The organism is Niabella hirudinis (genome assembly GCF_051201075.1).
Taxonomy (GTDB): Bacteria; Bacteroidota; Bacteroidia; order Chitinophagales; family Chitinophagaceae; genus Niabella; species Niabella hirudinis.
The window spans coordinates 247,437-269,196 of the sequence record NZ_JBPEHJ010000002.1 but is presented as its reverse complement, the minus strand read 5'-3'; the positions used below and the strand labels follow the sequence as shown (position 1 = coordinate 269,196).

The window sequence follows — 21,760 nt, the reverse complement described above, 5'->3', positions numbered from 1 at the left end:
TGGATTTAATAATGGAGCAAAAGATAATGATACAGTTTTCACAGGAACAATTAGAAAAAGTGAACCAGATCATTGCCCGGTACCCGGAGGGTAAGCAAAAAAGCGCCCTGCTGCCGGTATTGCACCTGGCACAGGAGGTGTTTGGCTGGCTGAGTACGGAAACCATGGACTACGTGGCTGCACTTTTACAGATAGAGCCCATTGAAGTATATGAAGTGGCAACGTTTTATACGATGTACAACCTGAAGCCGGTGGGGAAATATGTATTTGAAGTGTGCCAGACCGGCCCCTGCATGATCCAGGGAAGCGATGATATCATTGCGTATATCGGTGAGCGGCTCAATATCAAACCCGGTGAAACCACAGCAGATGGACTCTTTACGCTGAAAGCGGCCGAGTGCCTTGGCGCCTGCGGGTATGCGCCAATGATGCAGATGGGTAAGTTTTACAAAGAGCATCTTACAAAAGAAAAAGTAGACGTCATTATTGCTGAATGCAGGAATAATGCGTCCGTTAATAATTAAAAGAAACAGCGATGCAGGCAGTCACTCCTTATCTGAATTTTAACGGCGATGCAGCAGAAGCGCTGGATTTTTATGCGGCGGCCTTTGGCGGACAAATTGTACATAAACAAACTTTTGGCGATACACAGGGTGATTATCCCGTGGCTGAATCCCATAAGGATAAGATTATGCATGCGTTATTTGCTGCCGGCGACCTGAAGTTTATGGTCAGCGATTGCCCGCCCGATGTGAGTGTTTCCTCCGGAGATGCCGTTAGCCTGGCGCTGAATTTTACCAGTGAGGAAGCCATTGCAAAAGCATTTGAGGCTATTGCTGAAGGCGGTACAATTACTATGCCCTTGCAGGATACCTTTTGGGGAGCTAAGTTTGGAATGATCAAGGATAAGTTTGGTATTCACTGGATGTTCAACTACGATACGCCCAAAAATTAGTTGCCCTGCAGCCGGTTTTTGGAAAAGGATAAAAAAACAATGAGCAGTAAAAAATTACTTTTAGAGAACGCACATATTGAAGGCATCCGCTATTATGATGTTTATCGTAAGAACGGAGGCTACCGCAGCGTGGAGAAGGCCCTGAAAATGACGCCGGATGAAGTGGTAGAGGAAGTAAAGAAAAGCGGTCTCAGGGGCCGTGGCGGAGCGGGGTTCCCTACAGGTATGAAATGGAGTTTCATCGCCAAACCGGAAGGCGTTCCCCGTCACCTGGTATGTAATGCGGATGAAAGCGAGCCCGGTACTTTTAAGGACCGTTACCTGATGGAGTTTTTGCCGCATCTGCTTATTGAAGGATTAATCGTATCCAGCTATGCACTGGGCTCCAATGTTACATATATCTATATCCGGGGAGAATATGCCTGGATCCCGGACATTCTGGAGCAGGCCATTGCAGAGGCAAAAGCCAATGGCTTTCTCGGTAAAAATATTCAGAACTCGGGGTTCGACTGCGAAATCTATGTACAGCGGGGCGCCGGGGCCTATATCTGTGGCGAGGAAACGGCCCTCATCGAATCGCTGGAAGGAAAACGGGGCAACCCACGCATTAAGCCTCCGTTCCCGGCGGTTAAAGGCGCCTGGGACCGTCCAACTGTGGTAAATAACGTGGAAACCCTGGCGGCCGTAGTACCGATCATCAATATAGGGGGAGAGGAGTATGCAAAAATTGGCGTGGGCCGCTCAACCGGCACCAAACTGATCTCTGCCTGTGGCAATATCAATAAGCCGGGGGTATATGAAATTGACATGACCATTTCCGTGGAGGAATTTATTTATAGTGAGGAGTGGTGCGGCGGTATTAAAAATGGCAAACGGTTAAAAGCCTGTATCCCGGGCGGCTCATCAGTGCCTATTTTGCCCGCCAACCTGTTGTTGAAAACAGCAAAAGGGGAATCGCGGATCATGAATTATGAAAGCCTTTCTGATGGTGGATTTGCAACAGGTACCATGATGGGGAGCGGTGGTTTTATTGTGTTGGATGAAGACCAGTGCGTGGTAAAACATACGTATACGCTGGCCCGCTTTTATCGTCATGAAAGTTGCGGACAGTGCTCGCCCTGCCGTGAAGGTACGGGATGGATGGAAAAATTATTGTTGCGCCTGGACCAGGGACAGGGCAAGCTCAGTGATATAGACCTGTTGTGGGATATTCAGAGCAAGATCGAAGGAAATACGATCTGTCCGTTGGGCGATGCAGCCGCATGGCCGGTGGCAGCCGCCATCCGGCACTTCCGCCATGAGTTTGAGTGGCACATTACCAACGCCGCAGAAGCGCAGACACGGAACTTTGGGTTGGCACATTATGCAGACCCGCTGCCTGTGCCGGAGCCAGTTGCGGTGTAGACCATTGTTTCACGCAACGTCGCAAAGTCAACGCAAAGAGTAAAAGGTATGACGGAAAATGAATTAGCGAGAATTGCGGTTGATTGATGTTTCAAAATTCACAGCCTATATGGGCCGGGATTATTTGAAAGCGTTTACGAGGAGATCTTTTGTTACGAGTGGCAAAAAACGGGAATTGCGTTTAAAAGGCAGGAGGGTGTGCGATTGATACATGAGGGGATAGATATGGGAATTGGTTTTATTCCTGATGTGATAATAGGAGGTAAGGTAATTCTGGAATTTAAATCGATCGAGGCATTGGCAGATGTACATTATAAGCAGGTGTTAACATATTTAAAGTTAACAGATTTGAGATTAGGGCTGTTGATCAACTTTAATGTACCGTTGATCAAAAATGGGATGCATCGTATTGTGAATAATTTATAAAATTTTGACGTCTTGGCGAAGTCCTGGCGTCTTTGCGAGAAATAAATATGGCAGACGAAATAAAACAAGAACCACCTGCAAATTTTAAGGTAACCATCGATAATGTTACCCTGGATGTGCCGCCCGGCACCACCATTTTGCAGGCTGCAAGATTAATAGGAGGGGATGTAACACCCCCGGCCATGTGCTTTTATACACCCCTGAAAGGAAGCGGTGGTAAATGCCGTACCTGCCTGGTAGAAGTAAGCAAGGGATCAGAAAAGGATCCGCGCCCGATGCCAAAGCTGGTGGCCAGTTGCCGCACTACCGTTATGGACGGGATGGAGGTAAAAAGCATTACCAGCGAGCGCGTCATTAATGCGCGGAATAGTGTGGTGGAATTTTTACTGATCAACCACCCGCTGGATTGCCCGGTTTGCGATCAGGCCGGGGAATGCCATTTACAGGATCTGAGTTATGAACACGGTAAGGCCGGAACCCGGTATGAGTTTAAAAGACGCACCTTTAAAAAACATAACCTGGGAAAGTACATCCAGCTGCACATGACACGCTGCATCCTGTGCTATCGTTGCGTATTTACTGCCGATCAGCTCACTAATAAACGGCAGCATGGGATACTGGACCGGGGCGATCATGCGGAGATAGCCACTTATATTGAAAAATCGCTGGACAACGAATTTATAGGTAACGTGATCGATGTTTGTCCGGTGGGGGCGCTGACTGATAAAACCTTCCGTTTTAAGAACCGGGTATGGTTTACCAAACCGGTAGATGCGCACCGTGATTGTCCGAATTGCTGCGGTAAAGTGACCTTATGGGAGCGGGGCAATGAAGTGTTGCGTGTTACAGCGCGTAAAGATCAATGGGGAGAGATACTGCCCGCGGAAGATGGCAAGACCGGCTGGATCTGCAATGAATGCCGCTTTGAGAAGAAAGATATCAATGACTGGGTAATAGAGGGACCGATGAAAGTGGCCCGGCATTCCGTGATCGGCGCCAATCACTATGAAGTACTGGACCGTCCAAAAGAAACGATCAGTGCGGTAATGGGGGGAAGAGCACCCAAACTGCTCATGGATATCCACAGCATCAGTGAGGTAAATGATCCGGGGGTTGATCTGAGCAAGATCCCCGGCCCTGCAACAGGTGAGGTGTTTAACCGGAAAAAATTAACAGAAGAAAAGAAAGATTAACAAGCTATATTATTTTATAACATGTATTTACTGGCTATAGATTGGATTTTTATTATTGAGAAACTGGTGCTGATCGCAGCCATTGTCACCTTATCAATGGTAGTAGCCATGTATGCTACTTATGGGGAGCGGAAGGTAGCGGCTTTTATCCAGGACCGGATCGGCCCCAACAGGGCGGGACCTTTTGGGCTGCTGCAGCCGCTGGCTGATGGGGGTAAACTCTTTTTTAAAGAAGAGATCATTCCCCTGGCATCATCCAGGTTCCTGTTTATCCTGGGTCCCCTGCTGGCAATGGTAACTGCGTTGCTGACCAGCGCCGTTATTCCCTGGGGGGCTTCCATGAATATCGGCGACCGGGTGGTTCCCCTGCAGGTGGCGGATGTAAATATTGGTATCCTCTATGTATTTGGCGTGGTGAGCCTCGGCGTGTATGGGATCATGCTGGGTGGGTGGGCTTCTAATAATAAATTTTCACTGCTGGCGGCTGTCCGCGGGGCTTCCCAGATGGTTTCCTATGAGCTGGCGATGGGGCTGTCGCTGATCGCGGTACTGATGCTTACAGGCTCCTTACAGATGAGCGTTATTGTGGGTGAGCAGTATAATGGCATCTGGAACATCGCTTACCAGCCCATCGGTTTCATCATCTTTTTTATCTGTGCGCTGGCAGAAACCAACCGCACACCTTTTGACCTTCCGGAGGCAGAAAACGAGCTCAATTTTGGATACCACCAGGAATATTCCAGTATGAAACTGGGATTTTACCTGTTTGCGGAATATATCAATATGTTTATAAGCGGCGTCATCATGGCTACCCTCTACTTTGGAGGCTATGATATTCCGTTTGTAAACGAGGCCAGCCTGGCACAGCATATAGGAGAAAACTGGGTAGCCCTGCTTACTTTTCTTACCCTGATGGCAAAGGCCCTGTTCTTTGTATTTGTATTTATGTGGATCCGCTGGACCGTTCCGCGTTTCCGCTTCGACCAGCTGATGCATCTTGGATGGAAACGGCTGATTCCGCTGGCATTGCTCAATATGGTGATAACGGCCCTGGTGATATTGTGGTTGAAGAAATGATGAAAAATAGTGAGAAGTGGATAGTGGTTAGTGAGAAGTTGATGGCGTATGTAAGAAGCAGATGTAGTCCCTGATCATTATCAGGGGTGGATGACAGGAGTGCAGGCGTACAGGAGTGCGACGCAACAATGCCGGGATATAGGCGAAGGCCGGCACAAAAAAAATAAAAAAGTAAAACGCTGTAGAAGAAACATGAGTGTGCAAATAACAAACAGGAGTAAGCCCGTTGATCGCAGACCGATGAACTGGGTGGAGCGGTTATATATGGTGAATATTTTTAAAGGAATGCTGATCACATTAAAGCATTTTTTTAAAAAGAAGGTAACCATCAAATACCCGGAGGAAACGCGGCCGTTTAGCAAAGTGTTTCGTGGATTGCACATCCTCAACCGGGATGAGGAGGGGCGTGAACGGTGCACCGCCTGCGGGCTTTGTGCTGTGGCCTGCCCTGCTGAGGCAATAACGATGGAAGCCGCCGAACGCCAGGAGGGAGAAGAGCAGTTGTACCGCGAGGAAAAATATGCTGCAAAGTACGAGATCAACATGCTGCGTTGTATTTTTTGCGGTTATTGCGAAGAAGCCTGTCCCAAGGACGCCATTTATCTTTCACAAACCTTTACGCCGGCCAACTACCAGCGCAAAGGCTTTATTTATAAAAAAGAGGATCTGCTGATCCCCAACCCGGTGACCGATCCGGAGGGTTACAAAAAAGCATTGGGAACCATCAGCAGGGAAAAAGAAGGTGTTTAAGGGTTAATTAAGAAACGAAATGAATATTACGCAACTACTCTTCTGGATATTAACAGTGATCGCAATAGGAAGCGCACTGACGATTGTTACCAGCAAAAACCCCGTGTACAGTGTGCTTGGGTTGATCGTAACCTTTTTTGCTATTTCGGGACATTATATTTTGATGAATGCGCAGTTTCTGGCCATTGTAAACATTATTGTTTACGCGGGAGCCATTATGGTGTTGTTCCTTTTTGTGATCATGTTAATGAACCTGAGCAAGGCCACAGAAACCCTTAAGAACAAATGGCTGCAGATTGTGGGGGCCATTGCCGGAAGCTGCCTGTTTCTGGTATTGATTGCTGCTTTAAAAAATACGGAAATAAAGAAGAACCTGGTGGAAATGGGAACCGGCGATATCGGCCTGGTAAAAAGCCTGGGGCGCGAGTTGTTCACCACATTTGTGATCCCGTTTGAGATCAGCAGCGTGCTGTTCTTAAGCGCCATGATCGGCTCCGTGGTGATCGGTAAAAAAGAATAGCTTTTTCTTTCGGCCGGAGCGGGTGCATCTTACAGGTACCCGGGACTTGAAACATTGAACCTTAAACTTGAAACTTTTTACATGCCAATAAATTACTACATCACCCTTGCGCTTTGCTTATTTGCCATTGGCGTGGTAGGGGTATTAACACGCAGAAACGCCATTATTGTTTTTATGTGCGTTGAATTGATGCTGAATTCTGTGAACCTGCTGCTGGTTGCTTTTTCAAAAATGCACCATATTGCCAAAGGGGCGGCCGCTACGGCGGGAACAGACGGGCAGTTGTTTGTATTCTTTATTATGGTGGTTGCCGCCGCAGAAGTGAGCGTAGGACTGGCCATTATTGTGATGATGTACCGGAACGTACACTCCATAAATATTAATTTTTTAAACAGGCTGAAACATTAATTGCGCCGGCATTCTTTTTATTATGAATAATGTGTTAGATATCGTTTATTGGATCCCGCTGCTGCCATTGCTGGGTTGTATCATAAACGGGCTGGGAAGAAAAAGCTTATCAAAAGGAGCTATCGGAGTTATTGGAAGCGGTGTGATCCTGGCCTCTTTTATACTAAGTCTGTGGGCATTTTTCCAGGTTCGGGCGGGGAATGTGCACACGGCGGAGTATTTCCCGTTTATTAATGTAGGAAACCTGAAAATACCCTTTGCCTTCCAGATCGATCAGTTATCAGCTATATGGCTGCTGGTCATTACCGGCGTAGGTTTTCTGATCCACGTGTATTCCACTTCTTATATGCATGATGAAAAGGCGGAACATTTCGGAAGGTATTTTGCCTATCTGAATCTCTTCGTTTTTTCGATGCTGCTGCTGGTGATGGGCGCCAATTTTGTGATCATGTTCATTGGCTGGGAAGGCGTTGGTCTGTGCTCCTACCTGCTGATCGGCTTCTGGTTTAAGAAAAAAGAGTACAGTAAGGCGGCCAACAAAGCTTTCATTATGAACCGCATCGGGGACCTTGCATTCCTGATCGCACTGTTCATGCTGATCAATAGACTGGGTACCACTACTTTTAGCGAAATCTTTACCAGTGCTTCGCTGGCAAAATTATCAGGCGGGGAAATTACAGCCATTACCCTGTTGTTGTTTGTAGGCGCCACCGGCAAAAGCGCGCAGATTCCCCTGTACACCTGGCTTCCGGATGCGATGGCAGGTCCTACACCGGTATCGGCGCTGATCCATGCGGCTACCATGGTTACTGCCGGTATTTACATGATCGCAAGAGCCAACCTGCTGTTCTCCATGGCGCCGGCAACATTGAATGTGATTGCCATTATTGGTATTGCCACCGCCCTGTTGGCAGCTACCATTGCATTGAAACAGAACGATATTAAAAAAGTACTGGCCTATTCTACCGTAAGCCAGCTGGGCTACATGTTCCTGGCCCTGGGAAGCGGTGCTTATGTAGCAGCCGTGTTCCATGTGATGACCCACGCCTTCTTTAAGGCCCTGCTCTTCCTGGGTAGCGGCAGTGTAATCCATGCTATGGGAGGGGAACAGGATATGCGTAAGATGGGCGGATTATCCAGATACATGAAAGTGACCAATATCACCTTCCTGCTGGGCTGTCTGGCTATTGCCGGTATCCCGGGCTTCTCCGGTTTTTTCTCAAAAGACGAGATCCTGGCCGGGGCCTTTGCCAAATCCCCGGTGTTGTATGCACTGGGGCTGCTGGGAGCCTTATTAACCGCTTTTTACATGTTCCGCTTGTATGCTACCACTTTTAAAGGCAGCTTCCGGGGCACACAGGAGCAGGAACATCATCTGCACGAAAGCCCTGCGGCAATAACCGTACCGCTCATCGTTCTGGCTATTCTTTCGGTTGTGGGGGGATTTGTAGGGGTGCCGGAATTTATGGCACACGGGGCACATACCTTATCGGATTTCCTGCAGCCTATCTTCAAAGATTCCTATGCAGTGCTGCCGGCACATGAGGTATCTCATAATACCGAATGGACGCTGGCCGGCCTTTCTTCCATACTGGTGATCGTTGTGGTTGTCGTTGCCTGGAGCCGGTTTGCCAAAAAACCGGACCTGCAGCCGGCAACCGGCCTGGGAAAAGTACTGGAGAACAAATGGTATGTTGATGAGCTGTACGATGCAATAATTGTAAGGCCGCTCAATGCCCTCGGCTCCTTCTTAGGTAATGTGGTGGACCGGAAAATTGTGGACGGGGCAGTGAATGGTGTAGGACGGCTGGTAAGCTATGGCAGCCGCCAGCTGCGCTGGTTGCAGAGTGGACAAACCGGCTCCTATATTTTAATGATGGTGTTAGGGATGGTGCTGATCTTTATTGTGCAGTTCTTTTTGAGAAAATAACCTGCAACCCGAACGTGAAATCTGAAACTTGGAACTTGAAATTTGAAATATGATCGCATTGTTGTTGATACTGGTGCCTTTAGTGAGTGGGTTGGCTACCTTTTTAATAAAAAAGGAGGAACAGGTAAGAACCTGGTCGTTACTGGCAGCCATCATCACATTTATCATTGCCATCCTCGGTGTAGCGGTTTGTACCGCCCCTGATTGCTGGACATTCCGGGCTGGCTGGATGGGATTGCTGAATAGCAGTTTCTCCTTAAAAGGCGATGGGATGGGCATCATGCTATGCCTGCTGACAGCCCTGGCCTACCCCGTTATTTTCCTTTCCACCTGGACTACCGCTTACCGGAAGGTGCACAATTTTTTTGGATTGATGCTGCTGACCCAGGCCGGTCTTATGGGAGTGTTTCTGGCAATGGATGCACTGCTTTTTTATTTTTTCTGGGAGCTGGCGCTTATTCCCGTTTATTTTATCTGCTCTCAATGGGGCGGGGAAAAGCGGATTGCGGTTACGTTCAAATTTTTCGTCTATACCTTTATAGGCTCTTTGCTGATGCTGGTAGGTATTCTTTATGTGTATACCCGCACCCCGGATCATTCCTTCGACATTTCGGCGTTTTACCAGGCAGGCCTTTCTCCTAAAGAGCAAGCCTGGCTGTTCTGGCTGTTTTTTGTGGCATTTGCAGTCAAAATGCCGGTGTTTCCTTTTCATAGCTGGCAACCGGATACCTATCAGCAATCGCCCACCGCCGCAACAATGGTATTGAGCGCGCTGATGGTGAAAATGGGGGTGTTGGGATTGTTGCGCTGGTTGCTGCCGGTGTTCCCGATTGCTTCTTATATGAATGGCGATACCATTTCCCTGCTGGCCGTTACGGGCATTGTTTATGCCTCCCTGATTGCTATGCGGCAGGATGATATGAAACGGCTGGTGGCCTATTCCTCTATAGCCCACATCGGGCTGATGTGCGCCGCTGTTTTTGCTGAAGATAAAAGTGCCATGGAAGGCACCATGATACAGATGTTCTCTCACGGGATCAATATCCTGGGTATGTGGATCGTGGTAGAGATCATCGAACGCAAGTTTGGAACGGTAAAAATATCCGCACTGGGAGGAATTGCACAGAAGGCGCCGGCGCTCACCTTCTTTTTCGTGATCATTGCCTTTGCCAATATTGCCTTGCCGCTCACCAATGCTTTTATAGGAGAGTTCCTGATGTTTAAAGGTATTGTAAGCTCAAAAGTTTCGCAGAACGGGGTGCTGATTATGGCAACCGCCGGACTCGGAATTATCCTCGGGGCCGTATACACCCTGCGTATGGGACGTAAAGTGTTTTTTGGGGCAACCAATGCACTTACTGAAAAGGGAACCGATATTGTTTTTCATGAGAAAGCGATCCTGGCCATTATTGTAGGGGCTATCTTAATTGTCGGTATTTACCCCCAGCCGTTCCTGGATGCATTCGATAAGATCAGTCAATCCATTTTAAAAAATTCAGATGTGCTTCCGATGTTGATGAAGCAGAAGCATTAAGAGAAACAATATGAACGCAGTATTATTATCAGGTTTGTTAGGTGTGGTGATGATGTTCGCCAGCTTTTTGTTCCGGACAAAGGCCCCGGTGCGGATATTGGCTATTTTGGGTACAGCGGTGCTGCTGGTTGCCAATGTCCTCGAAACAAAGGGCATCCATTTTTTTCATATAGATACCGCCGCCTTTCTTTCTTTTAGCAACTATGCATTGTTTTTTAATTCCATTGCTATCGCTTGTACGCTGGTCTTTTTCCTTATTTCCTCAAAAGACATGCAGCGGGTCGGAAATCACTATGCAGAGTATTTCGCACTGATCTTCTTTATTCTCACCGGCATCTTCCTGGTAACGGCGTTTACCAATTTGCTGATTCTTTTTATCGGGATTGAGATCATTTCCATCCCGTTGTATATCCTTACCGGTTCTGCAAAAAAAGATCTGAAAAGCAATGAGGCGGCGCTGAAATATTTTTTGATGGGTGCTTTTTCAACCGGTATTATGCTAATGGGCATAGCGCTGATTTACGGCGCCACCGGTACTTTTGAGATCGGGAAAATGAATGTGGCCGCACTGCAGAAGTCGAACCTGCTTACCGGCGGCATGCTGATGTTATTGTTCTCCATGTGTTTTAAAGTTTCGGTGGCTCCCTTTCATTTCTGGACGCCGGATGTATATGACGGCGCACCCAACGTATTTACCTCTTTTATGGCCACCATTGTTAAGGTGGGGATTTTTGTCGGGTTCCTTCATTTGTTTTACAGCGCCTTTGAGCCGGTGTCCGTTCAATGGAAATTGTGGATGGCCATATTAGCGGCGCTTACCCTGCTGGTTGGAAACGTTACGGCGGTATTTCAGCAAAGTGTAAAGCGTATGCTGGCTTATTCCAGTATATCCCAGGCCGGCTTTATGATGTTTGCCCTGGTTGCCATGAATGAAACGGCCCATGAGGGGTTATTACTGTATTCAATCGCCTATTCCCTGGCAACCATCGGCATATTTGGGGTTATCAGCAAAATGTCGGATTATTCTTTTGATGGGTTCAATGGCCTGGCCAATCATCAGCCGCTGGTGGCATTATGTGTAACTATCTTCATGCTGTCACTGGCGGGCATACCGCTTTCCGCTGGCTTCCTGGCTAAATTTTACATGTTGAAGGCCGTAATCCAGGGGGGCGGGTATATGTGGCTTGTAATACTGGGTGTGCTCATGGCTGCTGTGAGCGCCTATTATTATTTCCGTGTTATTCAGGCCATGTATTTTAAAGAAGGCCCCAACCATTTCGCTGGTATCAGCAGTTTTGAAAAATACGTGCTGGTTGGAATCTGCGTGCTGATCATTTTTACAGGCTTGTTTCCCAATGTGATTTTCGGCTGGCTGTATTTTTAGAACAATTTGATAATTTGGAAATGTGGGAATGTGGGAATCCCGCAGAGCGGGACAGGTTGTGAAAATGTCAATGGTTCATGGTTAATAATGGTATCCAGCATTCAGCCTTTAATACCGTTTCCTTAAGAAGGGGACCCAAAAATCTCCAGCTAAATGATGCAGCGGTTTTGTGAAAATCTGTGTCCCGATAGCGATCGGGAGTGAGCAATACATCAGACGTTTATGTGCTAAAGGAAACGACATTGAATAGTCAATAGTTCATGGTTAATAATGGTATCGAGCATCCAGCATCGAGCATCGAGCATCCAGTATCCAGTATCCAGCATCCAGCTTTAACCTTAAACTTTAAACTTCCCTTAAACCTGTAACTTAGCCAGGTGAAATTTACAGACACATTGCTGCTGTCGTTCCGAACCGTTAAAAGCAATAAGCTGCGGACGGGGCTTACCGTTACCATTATCGCATTTGGTATTATGGCGTTGGTGGGAATTATTACCGCTATAAAGGCCATGAACCAGAAGTTTTCCGAAAGTTTTTCTTCCATGGGCGCCAATGGTTTTACCATCCGGTTCAAGGAGCGGAATATGAACTTTGGCGGCGGAAGAGGAGGGGATCTTGCTGTTTCAAAAAAAGGAAAAAAAGAAAAGCAATCCAATCTCAACAAGCCCATTACACGGGAACAGGCCGAATATTTTATCCGGCATTACCGGTTTCCCGGAGCGGTTGCCGGCATCTCCGTGTTTGGCGGCAGAAGTAATATCCTCTCATTTAGCGATAAAAAAACCAGCCCGAATGTAATACTCCTCGCGGGTGATGAAAACTACCTGGATCTGAATGCCTATAAGCTCCTGTATGGCCGCAATTTTACTGCGGGGGAGGTTAATGGCGGACAAAACCTTTGTATCCTGGGATTTGATGTAGCCAAAAGTTTTTTTGGAGAGGGCATGAACAAGGGAATTAATACCACAGTGCGCATCAATAACCTGCCCTACCGGGTATTGGGTATCCTGGAAGGCAAGGGGTCAACCTTTGGCTTTAGCCGGGATAATATGGTAGTAACCGGCTACCAGAACTGGGCACGCAATTTCGGCAACCCCGGAACTTCCTACGTGATTGCTGTAAAAGTAGCAGCGCTCAAACAATTGGATGCCGCCATGGGAGAGGCGGAAAGCTTTTTCCGGTCGGTGCGAAAGAACGGTATTACGGAAGCCAGCAACTTTGCGATGGATAAAAGCGACAGTGCTGTACAAACGGCGATGAACGTATTGCGTTATATCCGGTGGGCGGCCATTGTGATTGGCATTATTACCTTGCTGGGAGCCGCCATCGGGCTGATGAATATTATGCTGGTTGCTGTGTCTGAGCGAACAAAGGAGGTAGGACTGGTAAAAGCATTAGGGGGGAAAAGGGGGGCGATAAAAACCCAGTTTCTGCTGGAAGCCATTATTATCAGCGTGCTGGGCGCCTTACTGGGGATCCTGTTGGGGATTATTATCGGCAACCTGTTTTCATTGGTATTGCATACGGGGTTTGTGGTTCCGTGGGATTGGGTGGTGTATGGAATTGTCATTTGCACAATTGTTGGATTGGGTGCAGGGATCTACCCGGCGATAAAAGCGGGCCGGCTGAATCCGATAGAGGCTTTGCGCTATGAATAAAAAAAATAATCCTGAGCCAATTTCATTGAATGCTGTGAAAATAATAATGGGTTTAAATAAAATTATGTCAACAATTTTTTGTTTTTTTTGATGAATTGTGAAAAAAGATTATCTTCCAACGATTAAAAAAAAATAATGATGAAAAACCTTGTTGTTTGATTTTTTTTGTTAGAATTGTACACTCAAATAAACTTGTTCAATATTTAAAAAACTAAAAAACTAAGATCATGGCTGAGACAAATCAAGCGAAGCCCGTAACGGCTACTACTTCTGTTCAACCTAAAAAAAGCAGTAATTTGATTTCGTGGGTTGCGCCCATTTTGTGTATTGTTGCCGGGTATTGCATTTGGCGTTTTGTAATTGGTGCAGACAGTGGGTTTGACCAGCCTGACAAAGCGGGAGGCTTCTGGCCCGGCCATAAAGGCCCCAAAGGTGCATTCCACCGTATTTATGAAGGTGGTATTATCGTACCGTTACTGATCGGTATGTTGTTAATGGTAATCGTTTTTGCTATCGAAAGGTTCCTTACTATTGCTAAAGCGCTGGGTAAAGGAAACAACAGCAATTTTATCCGCAAAGTACAGTATCACCTGGCTAATAAAAATGTGGATGCAGCATTGGCTGAGTGCGACAAACAGAAAGGTTCTGTAGGTAATGTAATGAAAGCAGGTCTGCGTCGCTACAAAGAAATGGTTAGCGAAACCGGTTTAGAAACCGAGCAAAAGATTGCAGCTATTCAAAAAGAAGTAGAAGAAGCAACTGCTCTGGAACTTCCGATGCTTCAAAAAAACCTCGTGTTCTTATCAACTATCGTATCTACCGGTACGCTGATCGCGTTATTAGGTACGGTAATGGGTATGATCAAATCCTTCTCTAACCTGGGTGAAGGCGGCGGCGGTAACGCATCAGAACTGGCGATCGGTATCTCTGAGGCCCTTTATAACACCGCATTGGGTATCGGTACTTCTGCCCTGGCGCTCATCATCTATAACATGCTTACAACCCGTATTGACAGCATTACACATGGTATCGATGAATCTGGTTTTACCCTGACTCAATCCTTTGCTTCCCTGTATAAATAATTTTATACAGGAACAGGAGATTTTTATGGAATAAAGCAGATTTTTCGTCTTATATCAAAATAGAGTCAATAATGGCAAAAGCAAAAATACAAAAGAAGTCAACGGATACGGATATGACACCCTTTGTGGATGTGGCATTCCTGATTCTGTCCTTCTTTATCATGGCTACAAAGTTCAAGCCTACTGAGCCGGTTCCCATCAAAACGCCGAACTCTGTTGCATCGCAGGTAATGCCTGATAACAATGCTGTTATGATGAGCATTGACAAGGACAACAAGGTCTATTTTTCGATCATGTCCAAGTCTGACATTCAAAAGGGCAAGGATATCATAAAGGAAGCCGCTAAAAGAGCAGGGGTTGAACTTTCGGATGCAGATCTGAAGAATTACCAGGATGGAGAAATGATCGGGATGCCTTTTACTAAAATAAAAGGATACCTGGCGCTTCCTCCAGCCCAGCGGGCAAAAGTAGCCCAGGATGGTATCCCTGTTAAGGATTCGGCAACCAGTGAACTGGTGAACTGGATTGGCGCTGCAAAATATGTTTTCTCCGGTGAGTCGCTGAAGTACCTGGTAAAAGGAGATAACGACTCCAAGTACCCAACCTTCGGTGCGATTATCGATGCAATGAAGCGTAATGATGAGCAGAAGTACAACCTGGTAACCATGCCACAGGATGCCCCTGTGGGAACGGATCTGTACCAGGATCGGTTAAAAGGAAATTAAATTCAATTATTTACTATAACCAGTAAAAAGAAAAAATTATGGCAAGTTTAGATACTGGCGGCGAAGAAGGGAAAAAAGGCCCGGGGGTCAAGAAGGCCAAGAAGCTGAATACCCGGGTAGATATGACGCCAATGGTGGATCTCGGCTTCCTGCTGATTACCTTCTTTATTTTTACGGCTACAATGAGCAATCCAACAACGATGGATCTGAATATGCCGAAGGATACCGATAAGAAGGATGAGGAAACAAAGATCAAGCAATCGGGCTCGCTGAGCGTTATCCTGGCAAAGGACCATACCGTGTTTTGGTATGAAGGGGATTTGGCTACTGACGGTGCAAACTTTAAGAGCGCAACCTTTAAGGAGATCCGCAATGAGATCATCCGCAAAAAACGGGAAGTTATTTCCCGTTACGTAACGGATCCAGCCTGCGAAAACGAGGCCCGGCAAAAAGGAAAATCGATCGATGATTGTAAGCAAAAAGATTTTTTTGTGGTGATCAAGCCCACAGATGATGCTACATATAAAGATGTAGTGGATATGCTGGATGAAATGACCATCAACAAAGTGTCGAGGTATGCACTGGTAAAACCCTTTGATGCCGACCTGGAATTTGCAAAGCTGTCATTGGGCAGTGGTGCTGCAACGACACCGCCTGCTAAATAAAAATTCTTTGTGGAATTTTTATAATCATGCATCATATTAAAAAAGTAATTAGATAATGGAAGCCAATAAAATTTTATCCTCCGATTTTCTGGATATCGTGTTTGATGGGCGGAACAAAGAATACGGGGCATACGAGCTTCGCCGCACCTACAATAAACGTGTCTGGAAAGCACTGGGTATAACAGTGGTAGCCGCGGTGGTTATTGCTGGTCTGGTGGTCTTAAAAAGCCAGATGAAGTCCACTGTTAAGGAAAAAGTAAAAATGGAGGAAGTAACCATCCAGGAAATTAAACCGGAGGAGAAGAAGGAAGAGCCACTGCCGCCGCCGCCTCCTCCTCCTCCCAAGCAGGAGCCACCTCCCAAAATTGAAACCAAAGCGTTTACTCCTCCTAAGATCGTAAAAGATGAGGAAGTAAAAGAACCGCCTCCGGTACAGGAAGAGTTAAAGGATACAAAAATCGGTACCATTAACCAGGAAGGTGTAAAAGACCTGGGTATTGTTGTACCTCCTGCAGGCGTTGATGGAGGTAAAGGGATTGTGGAAACCAAACCCGTAGAAAAGGAACCGGAAATTTTTACCAAAGTTGAAAAAGATGCCGAGTACAATGGTAACTGGCCAAGGTACCTGGAAACCAACCTGCGCGGTGAAGTACCCGTGGAAAACGGTGCAACTACCGGTAATTACCAGGTGGTGGTACAGTTTGTTGTGGACGTACAAGGTAATGTAAGCGATGTAAAAGTAATTAAGGATCCCGGATTTGGAATGGGTGCAGAAGCAGTGCGTGTAATTAAAAGATCTGGTAAATGGAAACCTGCTATCCAGAACGGACGTGAGGTAAAAGCATACCGGAAACAGCCCATCACCTTCCAGGTAAGTGAATAACCGATCGCTACAACGAGGCTAAACTTAATTGGATTATAGATCCCCATTCGAAAGAATGGGGATTTTTTTAATGGTATAATTGTTGGGGCTCTTTAATATTCATTATAAAATAAATGAGTATGGCATCCGCATCAGCAGAAGGAAGGTCTTCCGGCGAGAACACTAAAAGGGCCCACTCAAAAACGACCGGCAAACCCCGACAAAAAAATGGGGAGTTGAAAAAAACGGCGAAAAAATTAAAAACAAATGAAAAGGCAGCCACGGGAACTGCTGCTCCGAAAAAGCCGGTAAAAAAGGTGCCCGCAAAAAAAACCGCAAAACCGGCAGCAAAAAAGAGCGCTTCTAAAAAGGTGCGAAAGCCATTGAAACCAGCGCACAGGGATCTTCACATGGTAAAAACAATCTTCTCAACGCTGGGCGAACCCATCATTGCCGCCCCTGTTATGGAGCCCTCCGAATTGAGTGAGGTTGCTGATATTGATAAGGATGCGCGCCATGCTGCTACGCCGCTGAAAGGATCGAACACGCATTTGCCAAAGAAGCCATTAGGAGACTCCGGGAAGAAATAGGCAAAAGAGTCTCCAAATCAGTTTTTCAGATCTGTATGCCGGTAATAGCGGATAATGCCGTAGGTCATTAATGCTCCATAGATAACAACCGTTACCAGCAGGCTGCCATCGGACACGGTGCGGGTTTCTACCATACCCGGCTTAAACGGGTTGGGCACCAGCGAATCGCTGCTCTCCAGTGGAAGAAAGTAACCTGCCTGGCCTTTGCGAAAGGTTAATGCCAGCCACAGCAGGTTATCAATAATGAATACATACCCAAAATAAAGAACAATTGCCAGCCCCGTACGTTTAACAAGTACTGCCACCAGGAGGGCTACTAACAGGTACAGGGTCGCCATTACAGCATAATAACCCACATAGTAAACGTTCTCAAAAAAGGATATGGATGAAAGGTCGGGTGTAAACAGCAGCCCGCAAACCAGCCCGCACAGGAAGACCATGATGGTTGTGGTGATCACAAAGAAGAGCAGCAGGGTTATTTTAGCTTTGATATAATCCATCCGGCTCCAGCCATTAATGATGTTTTGCCGGTGTGTTCTGTATTGCACTTCGTTTGTGATCAGCAGGATAAAGAGCATGCCGATGATGATAAAAAACATACCGCCAAACCACGCTGCACCGTGCCAGGTATTGGGAAATACAAAGGGAGAGCTGAACATCCGTTTCAGCATGGCTGCTTCAATACTTTTATCGCCAATTTGGTCAAACTGGCGCATAAACTGGTTTGCCGTCATCAGGAACATCGATGGAAGAAAGATAAAAAAGGAGCCAAAGAGGATCCAGAATGTGCGGTAGTTCTTTATTTTCAGCCACTCGGTTTTAAAAAGTTGTAGCATACAGGGAGTAGTTATTGGGATAATGCGGATGGTTATAAAGCAGATCAGCGATCACTGGTGGAACCGGTGATCTCGAGGAACCGGGATTCGAGGCTTTGCTTTTTGAGCGCCAGATGGGTAAGCGTGATCCCGTTTTCAAAACAATACCGGTTTATCAGCTGTGGGTCTAATGAGGAATCTCCGGTGAGTTGGAGCAGACCCGCTTTCAGCTCGCTTTCTTTTACCTCCTTTCTTTTGCCGATAACATTTTGCAGCTCCTGCAGATTGCTGGAGGCTATTTCAATGGTCACAGATCCTTTTGGCCCGTCGGTATGCAGCACGTCGTTTACGGTACCACTTGCTTTTATGGTTCCTTTTTGGATAATGGTTACATGGGTGCATACTTTTTCCACTTCATCCAGTATATGACTGGCCATTATAATCGTTTTGCCCGATGTATGCAGTTGCCGGATCAGCTCACGGATCTCTGCGATCCCTGCAGGGTCCAGGCCATTGGTAGGTTCGTCCAGCACCAGTATTTCAGGATCGCCCAGCAGTGCTGCTGCAATGGCCAGGCGCTGTTTCATCCCAAGAGAATAAGTGCTGAAGGCGGAATGCCGGCGTTCAAACAGGTTCACCCTTCTCAGTACTCTTGGAATATCATCAATACCACGGCCCTTAATTGCTGCCGTAACTTCGAGGTTCCGCTCTGCGCTTAGGTAAGGATAAAAATTGGGGGTTTCCAGCAGGGTACCGATCCGTTTTCGCTGCGCTTCATCGCCGGCTTTGCCGTTCCATAAATAACTGCCTGAACTGGCTTTGAGCACATCCATTACAATCCCCAGCAACGTGGTTTTCCCGCTGCCGTTTGGCCCCAGGATCCCATATACAGCCCCCTCCGGCACTTCAATGTTTACATGGTTCAGCGCCTGTATGGTACCGTAGGTCTTGGAAAGCCCGTTGGTTGATAATATATGCATACCTGGTTTGGTTTGTCGGACTCAAAAGTATCATTAATTGATTCTGCACAAGAAATAAAATCGGCGAAACCACGTCTGATACAGGTGAACGCCCGGTGCCGCCATGCGGGGGACGCTGTAACCGGCCGGCAACGCCTGTTGCCCGAAAGAGGGGCGGAATACTACCATCAAAGATATGCAGACAAAGCAGATCCGGTCCTGCAGGGAAGCGATCCTGCCGGTGTTTTGTTTTTTGAATTTTGCTTTTTTTCTCCTTACCTTCACAGTAAATAGTTGTTTATCTAACTAATTATCGTTCGTGTAATGTTGATAAAAAATTGCTGCTAAAATATCTTAGGCATGAAAAGGATCATAAAGAAAGTTGCTGTTTTGGGAAGCGGGGTTATGGGGTCGAGGATCGCCTGTCATTTTGCAGGGGTAGGCATTCCTGTATTGTTGCTGGATATAGCGGCAGAGGGACCCGACAGGAATAAAATCGTAAAAGAGGCGTTGACAACGGCCGTTAAGAGCAGCCCTTCCCCGGTGTATACTAAAGACGTGGTAAAGAAGATTACCACCGGTAATTTTGATGATGACCTCAGGAAGATCGCATCCTGCGATTGGGTAATTGAAGTGGTGGTGGAGCGGTTGGACATCAAGCAACAATTATTTGAAAAGGTAGAGCAATACAGGAAGCCCGGTACTCTTGTTACTTCAAATACCTCCGGCATACCCATCCACCTGATGAGCCAGGGGCGAAGTGAAGATTTTAAGAAACACTTCTGCGGGACGCATTTTTTCAATCCCCCCCGTTATCTGCGGCTGCTGGAAATCACTCCTACTCCGGATACGGATCCGGCGGTTATTGATTACCTGATGGAGTTTGGCGATCATATACTGGGGAAAACAACAGTGCTTTGCAAGGATACGCCGGCTTTTATTGCCAACCGGGTGGGCGTATTCAGTATCATGGCCATCTTTTCATTGATGGACCAGTTGGGACTGGGCATTGATGAGATCGAAGCACTGACGGGCCCCATGATCGGGAGGCCCAAATCTGCTACTTTCCGTACCGCAGATGTAGTGGGGATCGACACCCTGGTAAAAGTGGCCAATGGCGTGTTTGAGAATTGCCCGGAGGATGAGGCAAAACAGCTGTTTGTGATTCCCGCATGGCTGGATAAAATAGTTGCAAACAAATGGCTGGGAGATAAGACCGGCCAGGGCTTTTTTAAGAAGATAAAGAATGATAAGGGTGCTTCCGAGATCCTGGTACTCGATCTGAAGACCTTTGAATATGGCCCCCGGGTAAAGTCAAAGTATGCAAGTCTTGAAACGGCAAAGCTGATTGAAACATTGCCTGCAAAATTGAAGATGCTGATGACCGGCCAGGATAAGGCGGGTGAATTTTACCGGCAATTTCATTACCGGTTGTTTGCGTATGTAAGTCACCGCATACCGGAGATCGCTGATGAGCTGTATCGCATTGATGATGCGATGAAAGCCGGTTTTGGCTGGGAGATCGGTCCTTTTGAAAGCTGGGACGCAGTGGGCGTAGCCAAAACCGTGGAGGCTATGAAGGCAGCGGGTTTTACTGTGGCCGCCTGGGTGGAAGAGATGCTGGCAGCGGGCAACCAGACGTTTTATTCCATTGAAAATGGAAAGCGTAAGGCGTATGATCCTGCAACCAAAACCTATAAATTATTACCCGGAAGCGATGCATTTATTATTTTAAGTAATTATAGCGACAAGACCGTATGGAAAAACAGCAGTTGCCGGTTGTATGATATTGGCGATGATGTGCTGGCCCTGCAATGGAATACCAAAATGGGAACCATCGGCGGAGATGTGCTGGGTGGCATCCAGACCGCTGTTGAAAAAGCGGAACAGGATTTTAAAGGCCTCGTGATTGCCAATGAGGGCGCCAATTTTTCGGCAGGGGCTAATGTGGGGCTGATCTTTATGCTGGCGATAGAGCAGGAGTACGATGAACTGGATATGGCGGTGCGTCTCTTCCAGAATACTTCCATGCGTGTGCGTTATGCTTCAGTACCTGTGGTTCTGGCCCCGCACGGCCTGGCCCTGGGTGGAGGTTGCGAACTGAGCTTGCATGCAGATAAGGTATGTGCAGCAGCGGAAACCTATACCGGGCTGGTGGAACTGGGGGTAGGCCTTATTCCGGGAGGCGGCGGAACCAAGGAGTTTACATTGCGGGCTGCGGATGAGGTACAGAATGGGGAGCCGGAAAATATTCCATTACAAAATCGGTTTCTGACCATCGCTACGGCAAAAGTGGGCACTTCGGCAGCGGAAGCCCTTGAACTGGGTATCTACCGGAGGGGGCTTGATGAGGTGGTTGCCAACCAGAACCGCCGTATTGCAGAAGCAAAGCGAAGTGTAATTGAGTTATACGACAGTGGCTACGTGGCGCCGGTTCCCAGAACAGATATCAAAGTGCTGGGCCGCAGTGCGCTGGGTGCGTTGCTGGCGGGCATTAACGGCATGCAGAAAGGAAACTATGCCACGGATCACGATGCCCTCGTAGCTAAAAAACTGGCTTATGTGATGTGTGGTGGCGACCTGAGTGAGCCTACACTGGTTTCTGAACAATACCTGCTGGACCTGGAGCGGCAAAATTTTTTATCGCTTTGTGGTGAACGTAAAACGCTGGAGCGCTTGCAAAGTGTGATCAAAACAGGGAAGCCGGTGCGGAATTAAGAACCATAATATAACGGTTTATTACTGGGTCATCCGGTGTGCTTCTATCAGCATCCTTGCCACGCTCGCTTGTGCAGCAGGATAAATATCATTTATGAACGGTCT

General features: G+C 47.1%; 21 protein-coding genes. 19 read left to right on the top strand and 2 right to left on the bottom strand.

Annotated elements, in window-relative coordinates; translation table 11 throughout:
- The first annotated feature begins 11 nt into the window (after window positions 1-11).
- The 18 genes from GGU45_RS04555 to GGU45_RS04470 all read left to right on the top strand — a co-directional run bounded on the left by GGU45_RS04555 (window position 12) and on the right by GGU45_RS04470 (window position 17,163).
- A complete protein-coding gene (locus tag GGU45_RS04555; protein WP_435222424.1) occupies window positions 12-524 on the top strand; it encodes an NADH-quinone oxidoreductase subunit NuoE family protein in 513 nt (170 codons plus the stop codon).
- An 11-nt stretch (window positions 525-535) separates the two neighbouring features.
- Window positions 536-955: a VOC family protein gene (locus tag GGU45_RS04550; RefSeq protein ID WP_435222423.1), complete on the top strand. Its 420-nt coding sequence runs from the start codon at window positions 536-538 to the stop codon at window positions 953-955.
- A gap of 39 nt (window positions 956-994) precedes the next feature.
- Window positions 995-2,359, top strand: a complete 1,365-nt coding sequence (gene nuoF / locus GGU45_RS04545; RefSeq protein WP_435222422.1) for an NADH-quinone oxidoreductase subunit NuoF — start codon at window positions 995-997, stop codon at window positions 2,357-2,359.
- A gap of 96 nt (window positions 2,360-2,455) precedes the next feature.
- Window positions 2,456-2,785, top strand: a complete 330-nt coding sequence (locus GGU45_RS04540; RefSeq protein ID WP_435223122.1) for a GxxExxY protein — start codon at window positions 2,456-2,458, stop codon at window positions 2,783-2,785.
- 47 nt (window positions 2,786-2,832) lie between these two features.
- Window positions 2,833-3,978, top strand: a complete 1,146-nt coding sequence (locus tag GGU45_RS04535; RefSeq protein ID WP_435222420.1) for an NADH-quinone oxidoreductase subunit G — start codon at window positions 2,833-2,835, stop codon at window positions 3,976-3,978.
- A gap of 21 nt (window positions 3,979-3,999) precedes the next feature.
- Window positions 4,000-5,055, top strand: a complete 1,056-nt coding sequence (gene nuoH, locus GGU45_RS04530; protein ID WP_435222419.1) for an NADH-quinone oxidoreductase subunit NuoH — start codon at window positions 4,000-4,002, stop codon at window positions 5,053-5,055.
- 192 nt (window positions 5,056-5,247) lie between these two features.
- Window positions 5,248-5,805: an NADH-quinone oxidoreductase subunit NuoI gene (gene nuoI / locus GGU45_RS04525; RefSeq protein WP_435222418.1), complete on the top strand. Its 558-nt coding sequence runs from the start codon at window positions 5,248-5,250 to the stop codon at window positions 5,803-5,805.
- A gap of 19 nt (window positions 5,806-5,824) precedes the next feature.
- A complete protein-coding gene (locus GGU45_RS04520) occupies window positions 5,825-6,325 on the top strand; it encodes an NADH-quinone oxidoreductase subunit J family protein (protein ID WP_435222416.1) in 501 nt (166 codons plus the stop codon).
- 81 nt (window positions 6,326-6,406) lie between these two features.
- On the top strand, window positions 6,407-6,733 hold the full coding sequence (nuoK, locus tag GGU45_RS04515; RefSeq protein ID WP_090391414.1) for an NADH-quinone oxidoreductase subunit NuoK: 327 nt from the start codon (window positions 6,407-6,409) through the stop codon (window positions 6,731-6,733).
- 22 nt (window positions 6,734-6,755) lie between these two features.
- The gene (gene nuoL, locus GGU45_RS04510; protein ID WP_435222415.1) at window positions 6,756-8,663 is read left to right on the top strand and encodes an NADH-quinone oxidoreductase subunit L; all 1,908 of its coding nucleotides are present in this window, start codon (window positions 6,756-6,758) and stop codon (window positions 8,661-8,663) included.
- A gap of 49 nt (window positions 8,664-8,712) precedes the next feature.
- On the top strand, window positions 8,713-10,197 hold the full coding sequence (locus GGU45_RS04505) for a complex I subunit 4 family protein (protein ID WP_435222413.1): 1,485 nt from the start codon (window positions 8,713-8,715) through the stop codon (window positions 10,195-10,197).
- A 10-nt stretch (window positions 10,198-10,207) separates the two neighbouring features.
- Window positions 10,208-11,581 carry an NADH-quinone oxidoreductase subunit N gene (locus tag GGU45_RS04500; protein WP_435222411.1) on the top strand — a complete coding sequence of 458 codons (1,374 nt, stop codon included), beginning with the start codon at window positions 10,208-10,210 and terminating at the stop codon, window positions 11,579-11,581.
- Window positions 11,582-11,958: 377 nt separating this feature from the next.
- Window positions 11,959-13,239 carry an ABC transporter permease gene (locus GGU45_RS04495; RefSeq protein WP_435222409.1) on the top strand — a complete coding sequence of 427 codons (1,281 nt, stop codon included), beginning with the start codon at window positions 11,959-11,961 and terminating at the stop codon, window positions 13,237-13,239.
- Window positions 13,240-13,466: 227 nt separating this feature from the next.
- Window positions 13,467-14,321, top strand: coding sequence for a MotA/TolQ/ExbB proton channel family protein (locus tag GGU45_RS04490; protein ID WP_435222407.1), 855 nt, complete (start codon window positions 13,467-13,469; stop codon window positions 14,319-14,321).
- 71 nt (window positions 14,322-14,392) lie between these two features.
- The gene (locus GGU45_RS04485; protein WP_435222405.1) at window positions 14,393-15,046 is read left to right on the top strand and encodes an ExbD/TolR family protein; all 654 of its coding nucleotides are present in this window, start codon (window positions 14,393-14,395) and stop codon (window positions 15,044-15,046) included.
- Window positions 15,047-15,084: 38 nt separating this feature from the next.
- A complete protein-coding gene (locus tag GGU45_RS04480; RefSeq protein ID WP_435222404.1) occupies window positions 15,085-15,711 on the top strand; it encodes an ExbD/TolR family protein in 627 nt (208 codons plus the stop codon).
- Window positions 15,712-15,766: 55 nt separating this feature from the next.
- Window positions 15,767-16,594, top strand: coding sequence for an energy transducer TonB (locus GGU45_RS04475; protein ID WP_435222402.1), 828 nt, complete (start codon window positions 15,767-15,769; stop codon window positions 16,592-16,594).
- Between the two features lie 119 nt (window positions 16,595-16,713).
- Window positions 16,714-17,163 carry a hypothetical protein gene (locus GGU45_RS04470; RefSeq protein WP_435222401.1) on the top strand — a complete coding sequence of 150 codons (450 nt, stop codon included), beginning with the start codon at window positions 16,714-16,716 and terminating at the stop codon, window positions 17,161-17,163.
- 17 nt (window positions 17,164-17,180) lie between these two features.
- On the opposite strand, the gene GGU45_RS04465 is transcribed toward GGU45_RS04470, so the two are convergent.
- The gene (locus tag GGU45_RS04465; RefSeq protein ID WP_435222399.1) at window positions 17,181-17,999 is read right to left on the bottom strand and encodes an ABC transporter permease; all 819 of its coding nucleotides are present in this window, start codon (window positions 17,997-17,999) and stop codon (window positions 17,181-17,183) included.
- A gap of 44 nt (window positions 18,000-18,043) precedes the next feature.
- Window positions 18,044-18,958 (bottom strand): ABC transporter ATP-binding protein, encoded by a 915-nt coding sequence (locus GGU45_RS04460; RefSeq protein ID WP_435222397.1) that lies wholly within the window; start codon window positions 18,956-18,958, stop codon window positions 18,044-18,046.
- Window positions 18,959-19,297: 339 nt separating this feature from the next.
- Here GGU45_RS04460 and GGU45_RS04455 point away from each other — a divergent pair, with 339 nt between their 5' ends.
- A complete protein-coding gene (locus GGU45_RS04455; RefSeq protein ID WP_435222395.1) occupies window positions 19,298-21,655 on the top strand; it encodes a 3-hydroxyacyl-CoA dehydrogenase/enoyl-CoA hydratase family protein in 2,358 nt (785 codons plus the stop codon).
- The last annotated feature ends 105 nt before the right edge of the window (window positions 21,656-21,760 follow it).

What these genes read in the sequence shown, in the direction of transcription:
- GGU45_RS04550 (WP_435222423.1), top strand. Translation starts at nt 536, where the DNA reads ATGCAGGCAGTCACTCCTTATCTGAATTTTAACGGCGATGCAGCAGAA.
- GGU45_RS04465 (WP_435222399.1), bottom strand. Translation starts at nt 17,999, where the DNA reads ATGCTACAACTTTTTAAAACCGAGTGGCTGAAAATAAAGAACTACCGC.
- GGU45_RS04490 (WP_435222407.1), top strand. Translation starts at nt 13,467, where the DNA reads ATGGCTGAGACAAATCAAGCGAAGCCCGTAACGGCTACTACTTCTGTT.
- GGU45_RS04520 (WP_435222416.1), top strand. Translation starts at nt 5,825, where the DNA reads ATGAATATTACGCAACTACTCTTCTGGATATTAACAGTGATCGCAATA.
- GGU45_RS04555 (WP_435222424.1), top strand. Translation starts at nt 12, where the DNA reads ATGGAGCAAAAGATAATGATACAGTTTTCACAGGAACAATTAGAAAAA.
- GGU45_RS04475 (WP_435222402.1), top strand. Translation starts at nt 15,767, where the DNA reads ATGGAAGCCAATAAAATTTTATCCTCCGATTTTCTGGATATCGTGTTT.
- nuoH (WP_435222419.1), top strand. Translation starts at nt 4,000, where the DNA reads ATGTATTTACTGGCTATAGATTGGATTTTTATTATTGAGAAACTGGTG.
- GGU45_RS04485 (WP_435222405.1), top strand. Translation starts at nt 14,393, where the DNA reads ATGGCAAAAGCAAAAATACAAAAGAAGTCAACGGATACGGATATGACA.
- nuoK (WP_090391414.1), top strand. Translation starts at nt 6,407, where the DNA reads ATGCCAATAAATTACTACATCACCCTTGCGCTTTGCTTATTTGCCATT.
- GGU45_RS04535 (WP_435222420.1), top strand. Translation starts at nt 2,833, where the DNA reads ATGGCAGACGAAATAAAACAAGAACCACCTGCAAATTTTAAGGTAACC.
- GGU45_RS04460 (WP_435222397.1), bottom strand. Translation starts at nt 18,958, where the DNA reads ATGCATATATTATCAACCAACGGGCTTTCCAAGACCTACGGTACCATA.
- GGU45_RS04455 (WP_435222395.1), top strand. Translation starts at nt 19,298, where the DNA reads ATGAAAAGGATCATAAAGAAAGTTGCTGTTTTGGGAAGCGGGGTTATG.
- GGU45_RS04470 (WP_435222401.1), top strand. Translation starts at nt 16,714, where the DNA reads ATGGCATCCGCATCAGCAGAAGGAAGGTCTTCCGGCGAGAACACTAAA.
- nuoI (WP_435222418.1), top strand. Translation starts at nt 5,248, where the DNA reads ATGAGTGTGCAAATAACAAACAGGAGTAAGCCCGTTGATCGCAGACCG.
- GGU45_RS04500 (WP_435222411.1), top strand. Translation starts at nt 10,208, where the DNA reads ATGAACGCAGTATTATTATCAGGTTTGTTAGGTGTGGTGATGATGTTC.
- GGU45_RS04505 (WP_435222413.1), top strand. Translation starts at nt 8,713, where the DNA reads ATGATCGCATTGTTGTTGATACTGGTGCCTTTAGTGAGTGGGTTGGCT.
- GGU45_RS04480 (WP_435222404.1), top strand. Translation starts at nt 15,085, where the DNA reads ATGGCAAGTTTAGATACTGGCGGCGAAGAAGGGAAAAAAGGCCCGGGG.
- nuoF (WP_435222422.1), top strand. Translation starts at nt 995, where the DNA reads ATGAGCAGTAAAAAATTACTTTTAGAGAACGCACATATTGAAGGCATC.
- nuoL (WP_435222415.1), top strand. Translation starts at nt 6,756, where the DNA reads ATGAATAATGTGTTAGATATCGTTTATTGGATCCCGCTGCTGCCATTG.